The following is a 13,360-nucleotide window of genomic DNA, read 5'->3' as shown; positions in this document are numbered from 1 at the left end:
CATAATTCCAACCTTAAATCGCTATTAAGATGCAAGTTTTATCGATGTTAAAAACAAGAAAAATATCTCCAGAGCAACTGTTTATGCTAAGTGTATTGGCAGTAAATGGAGGTAACTATTTATACAACTTAATTTTAGGTCGTGTATTAGGACCAGCACAATTTGCGGATGCAGCTGTTTTAATTACCTTTTTGTTGGTGTTATCTTTTGTAGCCATGACATTTCAGTTAGTAACAGCAAAGTTTTCGGTGATTTTTGAAAATGAAACGTTTTCCAATTTTGTAGCTAAAATATACAAGCATGCTACTATTGTTGGACTGGGCTTTGGAGCTTTAATTATAATATTTGCAAAACAATTACAGGATGTTTTTAATACATCGTCCTCAAGCATGTTTACCATATTTGGAATTGGTGTACCGCTTTACTTTTTAATGAGTGTAAACAGAGGTGTGTTTCAGGGTAAAAAAGAATTCAAGTTTTTATCAATTACTTATCAAGCAGAAATGCTAAGTAGATTGATTATTACCTTAGGATTGATCTTTTTATTTAACATGCAATCATCGGTTGTGATTGCTATCGGGATTTTAATTTCATTTGGTTTTGGATTAATTCCGTTTAAGTTTAAAAATATAAAATTTAAAAATATATTAGCTATTGATGCAACGCAGTCAAAACAAGTTCGTAGCTTTTTTATAATTACTGCGTTTTATGAGCTAACACAAATTATAATTAATAATAGTGACATATTATTAGTTAAACATTACTTTGATTCTTACGACGCAGGACTGTATGCTTCACTAGCCTTAATAGGTCGTATAGTGTACTTCATAGCTTGGATGTTTGTAATGTTATTACTACCAACTGTAGTACAGTTAAAAAAAGAAGGTAAAGCAACAGCGCCAATATTATTTAAATATGTAGGTTACATAGCAGGAATTGCAACCGTTATAGTTATTGGTTGTGCTTTATTCCCCAAAACAGCAATTACCATTTTATTTGGTGACAGTTATTTAGCTATGGCTCCTTTATTATGGAAGTACGCTTTGGCAACAGGTTTGTTTGCCATCTCAAACATATTTGCATATTACTATTTATCATTAGACAGATACATTCCTGTTGTAATTTCTGGAGTATTTGGAATGCTTCAAATGGGATTAGTAATATTTTTTCATGACAGTTTAGAGCAAGTGGTGCACATGCAGATTATAGCCATGTCGTTATTACTTGTCATACAAATTAGTTTTTTTGTTTTCGACTCTAAGTTGAAACAATAGAATTGAGTGTTTTTTTAGTTTATTTTGGTTGAAGGCTGTAGTTTTTACTACAGCCTTTTTTGTTTCTTATTGGTTTTGTAACTATCTGTTAAATAGGTGAGTCTATAGATTTTTGCCATTCGTCTATACCAAAATGCATCCTGTCTAAGGTTAATAGAATAACCCTTTTTAAATGCGCAAATTTGTATTGTTATCAAAAATAAGACATTAAAAAACTATAAACACAGGTATTATGAAACTAGCAATCGTAACCGCATATCCACCAAGTAAAGTCACATTAAACGAGTACGCATACCATTTGGTTAAGCATTTTAGACAAAAAGATAATGTAACTGAAATAATACTACTTACGGACAAAACTGAAGACGCAAAAGATATCGCGTTTACAGAATATGGATGTAAAATCACAGTTAAAGAGTGTTGGGCATTTAATAGTTATACTAATATAATAAACGTTACTAAAGCTATTAATGCAACCAAACCAGATGCAGTACTATTTAACTTGCAGTTTATGAAGTTTGGAGATAAAAAAATAGCTGCAGCCTTAGGTTTAATGTTACCTTTAGTTTGTAAGTTAAAAAACATACCAAACATAGTTTTATTACATAATATACTTGAAGAGGTAGATTTAGGATCTGCAGGATTTACAAGTAATAAACTAATGCAAAAAGTATATGGTTTTATTGGTACGACTCTAACAAAACTAATATTACAAGCAGATACAGTTGCAGTAACAATGCAAAAGTACGTTGATATTTTAGAGAAAAAATATAACGCTAAAAATGTAACATTAATTCCGCATGGCACTTTTGAAGTTACTGAAGTACAACCAGATTACAGCTTACCAAAAGGTCCTTTGCAGATTATGACTTTTGGAAAATTTGGTACCTATAAAAAAGTTGAAGGTATGATTGAGGCTGTAGAAAAAGTTAGAAAGTATACAGGAATGGATCTTGAAGTTGTAATTGCAGGAACAGACAACCCAAATGTACCTGGTTATTTAGCAAAAGTAAAAGAAGATTATAAACATGTACCACAAGTGCGTTTTACAGGTTATGTAGAAGAAGTGGAAGTACCAGTGTTATTTAGCGAAAGTGCAGTAGTTGTATTTCCATATACATCTACAACAGGAAGCTCTGGAGTTTTACACCAAGCAGGAAGTTACGGTAAAGCAGTTGTAATGCCAGATTTAGGGGATTTAGCTTTATTAGTTAAAGATGAAGGTTATAAAGGTGAATTTTTTGAACCAACATCTATAGATAGTTTAGCCAAAGCAATTGAAGCTATTGTTACAAATAATGATTACAGAATTGAATTAGGTAAAGCAAATTATGAAGCTGCAACAGCTTATCCAATGGAGAAAATAGCAGGAATGTATTTGAATAATTTTGATAAAATTATTCAAAAAAAGACCAATAAAATCTAAAAAAAGCAAACAATAGATATACAGCCTACTACAGTAGATTAATTATAGTATACCTTTTTTGTCCCAAACAATTAATGCGTAATATATTTAAACGAAGGCTTTTTTGTCCCATTTTTATCAATAAACCCAAAATGTTTTTGAGTATTTTTACGCCAAGGTAGTCTACCTACAACATCGTTAGGCACAGAAGTAAAATCATATAAAGTCCAAGACATAAATTGCAAATTATTTGCTGCAATTTGTTCTTGGATTTTTTTATGGTAATTAGCCTGATCTTCATCTGAAGACCCAAAAGGTTTCCATAGTCCAGAATAAGAGGATAATCCAAACTCTTGTAAGACTAAGGGTTTGTTTGGTATTTCTTTTTTCATGGTTGTAATGGCTTCATCTAATTGTTCCAAATCTTCATAATAATGAAACGATATAAAATCAACCTTATCTTTTAAAATAGTTGCACTTTCAGTATTAGACCAGCCTATAGTTACTGGATGTACTGTATCAATTTCTTTTACCAAATTAATCATATTATCTAACCATGCAATAACATTATCTTTTCCTCTAGATTCAAAATCTAAATTAGGTTCATTTTTAATATCCCAAGCTAATAAGGCTTTGTGGTCTTTAACAGCATTTACAATAGCTTCTGCGTGACGTTGATTTAAAGTCCAACTCATAACATTATAATCTCCATAAAAGTCAAAAAGCGTTAAAACTACTTTTAAATTATTAGCAGCTGCCACATCTAAAGTTTGCTTTAATTTGTCTACTTTTTTATAATCTATCTCAGCTTTACCAAAATCTTCGTATTGCACAAACAGTCTTACCGAATTTAAGCCTGCATCTTTAATTATTTTAAAATCTTTTGCAATAGTATCTGTAGAAAAAGCATTACCAAACATGTCCCAAGGATTGGCTTGTGGATAGTAATTAATGCCTTTAATATTTAAACTATCAACAGCAATTTGTTTTGGTTGCTTATTGTAAATATCAGCTTCTTCTTTAACCAAATGTCTAATACGCCAAAAGCCATCTTCAAGCAAAAATACCATTTGGTATGTTGAGGTTTCCGTAGTTTCTAAAACCAACTTATTAGCTTTAAAAATACGTTTGTACTCGATAACATTTCGGTCTGTAATGACAGCCATTTGTCCGTCTTCACTAAAAAACTCTAAAGTAGGGTTGTGTTTTAAAGTAGTAGCTTCAATGGTAATATCTTGCTTTTTGTTTAAGTCTATAAAGGCAAATAAGTTTTCTCTTGCATTATCTGTATAATAGTCTTTTATTCCAGCAGTTTTATTGGTTTTGTAAGCAATTTGCTTAACATACCAAGCATCTAAATAATCGTTTTGTAATGCATTTAGGTTTTCGTTATCCATTGGTCGTCCTTCGTTTTGTAAAGGTTCCCAATCTATTGTAGGTAAATATTGCTCTACTTTTTTAATTTCGGTATGCAGCATTTTACTTCGGTCTGCACCAGTATTTAGGTAACTAAATAAAGCACTAACTCCAGAAATAATTAAGGCTACAAGCATAATATACGAGGCTATTAATATGGTACGCATAATATTTTTATTAATGCTTACCATAGTTTGATTGTTTTAAATTGTTTTGCTATTCCAGCAGTTTCTACACTAAAATCATAATTTCCATGACTGTAAATAGCAGGTTTTAGCTTAAAAGTTGCATAACCATTAAACGATGTCTTAGTTGACGTTTCTACTAATGTATTGTCTTTGTATATTTTAAGTTTAATATGTAATCCATCCGGAATCATTTGTTGCATAAAACTTTGTAAAGGTCCAACGGTTATTAAGCGATTTTTTTCAGAAAAATCAACTTCAAAATCTTCAATAACTTGTTTGTAACTTAAGGTAATGCTATTACTTTCAGACATACCATCAACATACGCTTTTATGCTCCAAGTATCTGCATAATCTGGATGAATCATTTTTGAAGTTGCAATGCCATCAATGGTTGTACCAGTTGTTTTTAAAACATACTGTTCTTGATTGGTAATAAAAAAGGTTACAAAAGTACCGTCACTAACTACATTATCATGTTTATCTTTTATAATAGAGGTTGTAAATGTAGTAATTTGATTTCCATCGGAATAATTATGAGGTCTTGTGGCACTTATAGTAAATCCTGTAGGGATTGTTGGCATAACATTAATGGTGAATTCTTTAGAGTTGATGCCTAAACTTTCTGACGAAACCAACATACGACCTCTTTCTTTTTTCGAATAAATATTTCTAAAAGAAATAAGGTTGTTTGTAAAAATATCATGGGTTTCTTCCGAAGATAAAAACTGATGCTTCTCGTTTACTAAAGTATTTTTAGGTACAGGATTATCTAAAGAGTCTGTTGGAATAACAACCAACATGGTGTAATCTGTTCCACCAGCTTCAATGCTTGGAGGACCAATATAGGTTTCCATGGTTGCAACTTCTGCTTTTGGAAGTATATGTAATGTTCCAGAAAGCGATTTGTTTGCATCTAAAATAGTCCAATTGATGACGCCAATTTTTTTGGTAATGTTTTCTGGAATGACATATTCTAGTGTGTTGTTTTTTATAGTCGAAGTAATTAAAGTAGAACCATAACTGTTAGAACAATAAAGCAACGGTTTGTCTGCTTCTTGTGTATTTGAAAATTGTAATATAACAGTTTGACCAACCTCAAAGTCCGTTTGTGTAGTTAAAAGTCTTATAACAGCGGAAGCTTCGTTTTGTCTTACGATTGCGAAGGATGATAATAAAATCAATCCTAAAAAAATAGATATGTTCGTTGTTTTTGCATTAATTTGGACTACCTATATAGGTGTTAATTTCTATTTTAATATAGCTAAAATCAGGATGCTCAATAGGTTGTAATTGTGCGTTGGTATGATCTATAATTCGGTTTGGTACTATTTTTTCAGAGATATCTTCGTTGGGTAAACCATTAACAAAAATGTTTTTCATACTATCGTTAATAATTTCAACTTTACCATCTTGTAAAATAGTATAATCAAAATGTTGCTTACGTTGTTGCCTTACACCAGCTTTAACAAATAAATGATCTACCCAAACCATAGTTTTGTTTTCATCATAATACGTAATTAAAAGTTGAGGTATTGTAATTTCTTGAATACCGCTATTAAAAAGGTTTCCATCTAGTATAGAATCTTTAATTTTTACTTCACTTAAAACTACATTTTTATATAAATCTGTACCAGCAACATTTCCGGCAATTTGTAAGTTAAATTTAGTGGGTTGCTCTTCAAATTCAACAGGTGTAAATTCGTCTGGATTAAATGTATCTGGAATAGAATCTTGCGTTTTGGACCAGGCAATACCTTCAAAATTAATTCTAAAACTACTAGATTCTTTAGGCATTAGTTTATGCTTGACGTGGTATTTAGCATTGTAGGTTGCTAACTGTTTGTTGTCATCATTATATAAAGTTCCTTTTAAAATAACATCAGACGGAACATTATCTATGTTTTGCACTTCACCAATAATAGCATAACTGCCATCGTAATGAACTAGTTTAGCCGAAACAACTTCTAAAACGGGTTGTTTTAAAATATCTTCATGATGGGTTGCTTCAGTTGTAATGCGTCGTCGTCCTTGATTAAAATACTTAGTAACGTTGTCTGAATACAATTGATCTGGAGGTAAATCGTTATTTAAATCATCTGGTTGTAAAAACCATTTTCCTTTAATTTTAGACAATGATTTGTAATCTGTTTTTTCAATTTTCTCTAAAGGCGTAATCCATTGACTAGTTACTTTTGCTGAGACTGTACTATCGTTTACAGCAGTGATTTCGGTTTCAATAGCATCCATTTTTGCGTAACTACTTAAAAGTCCATCAGTCACTGAAATTTCTAACATGTATTGCGCAATTGGTATGTTACTACTAGGATCAATTAAACTATGTGCTTTTTCAAATTCTTTAAAATCTAAGGCATCATAATAGGCAATAATTGCATTTTCTGGACTAAGTTGTGATTCGTTTTTAATATAGAATAAATAGACTCCGTAAAACACAACACCAGCCAAAACTAAAGACCAAAGGTGTGTGATGCGTAATACATTTCTATTAAATTTATTATAAGTAGTTGGAAACTTTAAAAAATCTGGAAGTGGTTTTTCTTTGGTTTTTAAAGCAATAACAAACAGCATTTGAATGTTTAATACGAACGCTATTAAAACGGTTAAAAAAGGCATAATTCCCCAATGAATCTTCAGCCATTTAGCAACATCTTCTTTAGGTAAAATAGCAGAAACTGGCGGAATGTTTAAACGTTCCCAAACCATAATACCATTTTCTAATTGTCGTAAACGTTGCCAACCACAGAAATAGAGAATTGGGTCGTAAAACTTATCGTTAGAAAATATATACTTTAGATTGTACTTTTCTGGCGTAGTTAAAAATTGCTGTAAAGACCCAATACCAGCAACACCTTTAAATTTTGAGTTTTCTAAACGCTCAATAGGCCTTGTCGTTAATTCTGGTAATCTTCTGGCTGAATGGTAATTTCCATCTACAGTCATGGCATCCGTTTGTGCACTTAGCCAAGCCATTTGGTCTCCAAAACCAAGCGTTAAAAATCGCCATTTATCATGATCATCTTGATTTAAGAAGTTGACAATAGGTAGCATTTTAATTTTTTGTGGTTGTGATGGTCTAAAGTAATTTAAACTCATAGTAAAAACCACCATAAAGACTAATAAGCCTGCTAATATTCCACCAATAATACGATGGTAAACAGCACCAAATTTAGATTGAATTAATGCTTTTAAATCGCCTTGAACAAAGCGATATGCAAATTCACCCATTAAAGGAATGGATAAAATGGAAGCCCAAAGTGTAAATCTATCTAAGGTTAAAATATTAAAAGCTGTTTCTCCTAACATTTTTAATGGTACAGGAGTCGTTCCTCCAGTTCCTAAAATGGTACAAATAGTAACCGATAATCCAAAAAACAGGTATCGTTTGCTATAATATCTATAAAAAATGTAGGGTAATAATATTAGTAAAATTCCCCAAGGGATTAAAAAAACACCAATCCTGAAGACGTTATTTCTAAAAAATTATCACGAGAACCATGCGGAATAGGTACTTGAGTAATTGGGTTGGCTTTAGAGTTTAACCAATACGGAAAAATACAACCTACAATTAACACCAAAGACAGCATTCCAAAGCTTACAATACGTTTGAAAAGCTTGAAAAAGCTATTCAAAAATATTTTGAAGGTTACTTCTTTCATGCTATTTACTTGCTCTCTAGAAACATCCATTAAAACCATGCCAATTAAAGGAAAAATAAAAAAGACCATTCCAAATATTGGCGTTACATGATGCGAAGTAACAGTAACTGCTATAAGCGATAAACTAGTGGCTAAATACCATTTTCTTCCTGTTTTTAACCATAAGTAGATTTCTGGCAAGGCATGCATTAAAACCGAAACACCAACAATACTGGGTAATTGCCCAAAAATATGTAAGGTTTCTACAAAAGAAGATGAAAAAACAGCCAAAACACAAGCGTAACCAGCTACTGTTTTGTTTGATGTCATTAATAAAGAAAAACGATACGTACCAGTTACAAATAAGACAATTGCAATAAGTGCAACGCTAAACATACCAAATTTTAAACCTCCAACTAAAGATAATAATCCAATGGTTTGATGTACTAACGGTGGATAACTTTGTACTGTAAAACCTGTATACCATTCATAATTCCAAGGTTCAAACCAACTATTGGCATAGTGATCTGCAAAAAACAAATGGATTAATGCATCATAAGTAGTTTCCAGTGTGAAAAATATGGAACTACCATGAAAGGATAAAGCTAAAAGTAATGCAGCAATTAAAAATTTGTTAGAAGTTTCTTTCAAGGATTGATTTTTCTTTTTCTTTAAATGACTAAGTTACAATATTGTGGTAAATATAAATAAATAATATAGTGCTTTCATTTTTAATTATCTACAGCAAATTACCATTCGTCGACACTTAATGTGTGCTTAATCTAAAGAAGATAATTTCATTACAATTCTGTACTACTTTTGGTATATCAAAAAACAACAAAACACCCTAGTTATGAAAGTATTAGCAATAGATGATCAGCAGTTGGTTTTACTGCCTTTACAAAAAAGATTAACCGAGTTAGGTTATGAAGTTAAGATTGAAACTGATGGTCAGAAGGGATTAGAGTCATATGATTCTTTTAACCCAGATTTAGTCATTGTGGACATCAATATGCCTGGATTATCTGGATTGGAAATTGTAAAATACATAAGGGTTACTAAAAAATCTGAAACACCGATAATGGTGTTGTCTGGAGATAATAAAGACGAGACCATTACAGAAGGATTTGATTTGGGTATTAATGACTACATGAAAAAACCTTTAAGTTTAAACGAGATAAGTGCACGTGTTAAACGTTTAATTGGTGCTCCAGAAGTCCAAAATATAGTTGCTAAAAGCGATGTGGTAATACAAGAACGTTGCGTAGGTGTTGTAATACCTTGTTATAATGAAGAAGAACGTTTATTAAGCGAAGAGTTTTTGTCTTATATAGATAAATATACAGGCTACCATTTATGTTTTGTAAACGATGGTAGTAAAGATAAAACACTAGAGGTTTTAAAAAATCTACAAAAAGGAAGAGAGGACTTTATTACAGTTTATGACTGTGAGAAAAATGGAGGAAAAGCCGAAGCGGTACGTTTAGGGATGTTACACATGGCAGAAAAAGAAGATCTAGACTATATAGGGTTTTTGGATGCAGACTTATCCACAGACTTAGCCGATTTTGACGATTTAGTTAAAACAATTGAAACTTCAGACTTTAAAATAGTTAGTGGGTCAAGAATATCAAGAATGGGAGCAGACATAACTAAAGAGTCTGCTAGAAAAATAATTAGTTTGACCATTAACTTCATTATCAGAAAGATTTTAAGCATGGATTTTAAAGACACACAATGTGGCGCTAAAATCTTTAGTAAAGACGTTATCCAAATTGCATTTGGTAAAAAGTTTGTTACACAATGGATTTTTGATGTCGAAATTTTTAAACGAATGAGTATTCATTTTGGATTAAAAAAAGCAAAATCAATGCTTTGCGAGCAACCATTAAAAAGATGGATTCATGCAGATGGCTCTAAGCTATCAATGAAAGATTCAGTAAAAATTATATTTCAACTAGCTCAAATTGCTTGGGTATATAGAGGAAAAAAAGCCAGCTATAGCCAAAACAACTAAGCTAGAAGTAGTACAGTAAATAAAAACCCCAAATACCTAACCTAATATCATGAAAATAGGAGTAATAATAATTTTTCATAATAACGAAACTGAAATCGATACTAATTGTTTTATCAAGCAAATCCAGCAAACCCCTAATTTAGAGCTTTGTTTAGTAAATAATAATAGCAGAGATAATACCTATAATATTTTAGAACAAATTAAAGACCAGTGTACTAATGTGTCCGTTGTAAATATTAGAAAGTTTAAGTCTGATGTGTCTGCTGTTAGAGCAGGAGCAAGATTTATGTATAACAATTTTAATCTTGATCATTTAGGTTATGCAACAACTAATCTTTTAAATACAAACCAACATGGTTTAGATGGATTGATTAAAGCAATTTCTGAAAATCAAGATTTAATTATGGAATTTAATTTAGAAAATCTTAAAAGAAGAGATATTAAATTAACCTTATTTAAAAGTTTATTTTCAATCGTTGATTATTTAAAGAAATTAAATGTAAAAAACCAATTTGTAAACTTACAAAGTTTAAGTAAGTTATAACATAATACAATTATCATTATGAAAGCATATCCTATAAAATTTAATCCTATTCTAAAAGAAAAAATCTGGGGCGGAAACAAGCTTGCTAATCTTTTAGGGAAGGCTACCAATAAAGATAATGTTGGAGAAAGTTGGGAGATATCAGACGTAAATGATAATGTTTCTGTTGTATCTAATGGATTATATCAAGGTCAAGATTTAAAACAATTAATCGCAGAGCATAAGGCTGAAATGGTTGGTGTTAATAATTTTGAAAACTTTGGTACCAACTTTCCTTTATTAATTAAATTTTTAGATGCTAAAACAGATTTGTCTGTACAAGTACATCCAGATAATCAAATGGCAAAAAAACACCATGATAGTTTTGGTAAAACTGAAATGTGGTATATTATGGATAGTGATGATAATGCAGATATTGTTTTAGGATTAAAAGATAAAGACACAAATCCAGAGTTACTTAATCACATCACAGCACAAAATGTGGATACTGTTTTTAATCGCGAAAAAGTAAAAAAAGGAGATAGTTATTTTATTCCAGCAGGAAAAGTGCACGCTATAGGAGCAGGTGTTTTAGCTGCCGAAATACAACAAACATCAGACATTACTTATCGTGTTTATGATTGGGATAGAGAGGATGATGCAGGACATAAAAGAGAATTACACACAAAGTTAGCAGCTCAAGCAACTAAACATTTTGAGTCTAACGGAAAGGCAGATTATAATTTGTTACCTAACGGAAATAGTAATTTGGTTAATTGTGATTATTTTACAACTAATATTATTGATGTAAAAAAATCAGGGTTAAAGATTACACTAATTTAGACTCGTTTATAATTTACATGTGTGTAGAAGGTGAAGTAGAAGTTACTACAGGTTTACATACCGAAACCGTTAAAATAGGAGAAACCATTTTAATACCTGCTATTGCAAAAGAAGTCGTTTTTAATGCTAAAAATGCAAAGTTATTAGAGGTGTTTATTGATAACAAAACTTCTGATTATTCAAGTAAACATCTTAAGCCTACTTTTGCTGCTTAAACCCAAAGCATTTGCTATATTTGTGCGCATCAAAAAAATAAATTATGAGCGTACTTCAAATGTTACAAGAAAGAAGCAACTCAACTTGCGAGTTATGTGCTTCTGAAAAAGATACAAGACAATATAATATTCCACCATCTTTAAACGAAACTGTAGACACTTGCTTGTTGGTTTGTGGAAACTGTTATGATCAAATCGAAAAAAACACAGAGATGGATGTAAACCATTGGAGGTGTTTAAACGATAGTATGTGGTCAGAGCACGTTTCTGTTCAGATTATGGCTTGGAGAATGTTACAAAGGCTAAGAGCCGAAGGCTGGCCAAAAGATTTGTTAGACATGATGTACTTGGATGATGATAATTTAGCAATTGCTAGATTAACCGATGAGCACAAAGACGAAGCAGATAAAATTATCCATAGAGATTGTAATGGTGTGATTTTAGAGACAGGAGATAGTGTTGTATTAGTTAAAGATCTTAAAATTAAAGGGTCTAGTCAAGTTGCTAAACAAGGTACTGCTGTTAGAAATATAAGATTAGATCGTGAGAATGCTAATTATATTGAAGGTAAAGTAGGACCTACACTTACTGTTATTATTACAGAGTACGTTAAGAAACTATAATCTTAATTAATACATACAAAAAAGGCTTCAGTTTTAATTGAAGCCTTTTTTGTTACAATGCTTTTTGTTGCTGTTTATAAAAAGCTTCCGCTTGAAGCTGCATTAAAACTCTAGCTTTTTTTGTTTGTAGTGATACAACTCATCTTCTTCTGATAAATTTGCATATATTTTATCATTAATTTTAAAATCTGCAGCAACGGATAATTGCCTTTCCTTGACGCGTTGTTCTACGACAGTTTTAATGGCAGTTTCATGATTTTCAAGTTTAAAATCATATTCTCCTTTTGGAGTCAAAAGTTTTGCTATTATTGGAGAAGTTTCGATAGCTAAAAATAATAAAAAGACAAAAAATGAAGGTAGCCATGGCAAACTGTTTAAAGCATTTATTCTGGCCATTAAACCATCAAATCCATCAATTATTGGTTGTGTATTAGCAACTTGATTATCATAATTAGTTTTAAGTTCTAATAATTCAGATTCAATTGCTGTAATTTTTTGTTTTGTATCTGTTTTAAGTGTTTGTAGTTCTGCTAAAGCAGCATCATGTTTTTCTCTTTTTTCTTTGTATACAGGTCCTTTGCCTAATTTATTTGTTCCAGAACTACCTTCAGCTTCTGCAATATAGGTGTTGTAAAGTGTATTAACTTCAGCCTCTTTAACAGTGATGTTATTTTCAAGGTTAACTATAGCTTGTTTTAGTTGTTTTTCTTTAGGTGAAAATTGTAAAGCAATAGCATCTTGGTTTTGAAGCGTCATTGCATTTTTTTCGGTTAATAAAACTTGATTGATTTCTTTTTCAAAAAGCTTTAACTCTAAAGGTTTAGATATAACTATTGCTATAATTAGTGCTAGTATTAATCTTGGAGTAGCTTGTAGCAATTCTCTAGTAAAGCTTCCTCGTTTTTTGATAGTCGAAACAATAAAACGATCTAGATTGAAAATTAATAAACCCCAAATTAGACCAAATCCAATAGCAGCATAGACATTATCAAAGACTGTAAACAATGCATAGCTTGAAGCTATAAAGGCCATTATAGCTGTAAAAAATACAGTAGCGCCAATTCCAACATACTTGTTCTGTTCGCCTTTAGATGCTGTATTAAGTAGGTCAGTATCTGCTCCAGAGCAGATAATAAAAAATTGTTTTAACATGATATGATTGATTTTGATTGATGATATCTATTAGAACGCTAAAAGCGTGTT

General features: G+C 31.2%; 9 protein-coding genes and 2 pseudogenes. 7 read left to right on the top strand and 4 right to left on the bottom strand.

Going from position 1 to position 13,360, the window contains the following annotated elements; genetic code table 11:
- Positions 1-29 precede the first annotated feature (29 nt).
- On the top strand, positions 30-1,274 hold the full coding sequence (locus tag AC0L4B_RS02090) for an oligosaccharide flippase family protein (RefSeq protein ID WP_473438341.1): 1,245 nt from the start codon (positions 30-32) through the stop codon (positions 1,272-1,274).
- Between the two features lie 232 nt (positions 1,275-1,506).
- Positions 1,507-2,700 (top strand): glycosyltransferase, encoded by a 1,194-nt coding sequence (locus AC0L4B_RS02085; protein WP_473438340.1) that lies wholly within the window; start codon positions 1,507-1,509, stop codon positions 2,698-2,700.
- A 71-nt stretch (positions 2,701-2,771) separates the two neighbouring features.
- On the opposite strand, the gene AC0L4B_RS02080 is transcribed toward AC0L4B_RS02085, so the two are convergent.
- From AC0L4B_RS02080 to AC0L4B_RS02070, 3 genes and pseudogenes are all read right to left on the bottom strand, one after another.
- Positions 2,772-4,286, bottom strand: a complete 1,515-nt coding sequence (locus tag AC0L4B_RS02080; protein ID WP_473438339.1) for a cellulase family glycosylhydrolase — start codon at positions 4,284-4,286, stop codon at positions 2,772-2,774.
- On the bottom strand, positions 4,280-5,464 hold the full coding sequence (locus AC0L4B_RS02075; RefSeq protein WP_473438338.1) for a hypothetical protein: 1,185 nt from the start codon (positions 5,462-5,464) through the stop codon (positions 4,280-4,282). Before AC0L4B_RS02075 ends, AC0L4B_RS02080 begins: the two co-directional genes overlap by 7 nt.
- Before the next feature lie 34 nt (positions 5,465-5,498).
- A pseudogene (locus AC0L4B_RS02070) lies at positions 5,499-8,587 on the bottom strand (hypothetical protein).
- 202 nt (positions 8,588-8,789) lie between these two features.
- On the opposite strand from AC0L4B_RS02070, the gene AC0L4B_RS02065 reads away from it, so the two are divergent.
- The 5 genes from AC0L4B_RS02065 to AC0L4B_RS02045 are packed head-to-tail and all read left to right on the top strand — an operon-like array spanning position 8,790 to position 12,157.
- Entirely contained in the window at positions 8,790-9,953 is a 1,164-nt protein-coding gene (locus AC0L4B_RS02065; protein ID WP_473438337.1) for a response regulator, read from the top strand.
- Between the two features lie 49 nt (positions 9,954-10,002).
- Positions 10,003-10,497 carry a glycosyltransferase gene (locus AC0L4B_RS02060; RefSeq protein ID WP_473438336.1) on the top strand — a complete coding sequence of 165 codons (495 nt, stop codon included), beginning with the start codon at positions 10,003-10,005 and terminating at the stop codon, positions 10,495-10,497.
- 18 nt (positions 10,498-10,515) lie between these two features.
- Positions 10,516-11,319 carry a type I phosphomannose isomerase catalytic subunit gene (locus tag AC0L4B_RS02055; RefSeq protein ID WP_473438335.1) on the top strand — a complete coding sequence of 268 codons (804 nt, stop codon included), beginning with the start codon at positions 10,516-10,518 and terminating at the stop codon, positions 11,317-11,319.
- A gap of 17 nt (positions 11,320-11,336) precedes the next feature.
- On the top strand, positions 11,337-11,534 hold the full coding sequence (locus AC0L4B_RS02050; RefSeq protein WP_473438334.1) for a hypothetical protein: 198 nt from the start codon (positions 11,337-11,339) through the stop codon (positions 11,532-11,534).
- 44 nt (positions 11,535-11,578) lie between these two features.
- Positions 11,579-12,157: a PhnA domain-containing protein gene (locus tag AC0L4B_RS02045; protein WP_473438333.1), complete on the top strand. Its 579-nt coding sequence runs from the start codon at positions 11,579-11,581 to the stop codon at positions 12,155-12,157.
- Positions 12,158-12,209: 52 nt separating this feature from the next.
- Here AC0L4B_RS02045 and AC0L4B_RS02040 read toward each other — a convergent pair.
- A pseudogene (locus AC0L4B_RS02040) lies at positions 12,210-13,309 on the bottom strand (DUF4407 domain-containing protein).
- Between the last annotated feature and the right edge of the window lie 51 nt (positions 13,310-13,360).

This window comes from Olleya sp. NP1-10, assembly GCF_055804415.1.
Note: the sequence above shows the minus strand (reverse complement) of the source record. Positions and strands in the feature narration are given on the sequence as shown.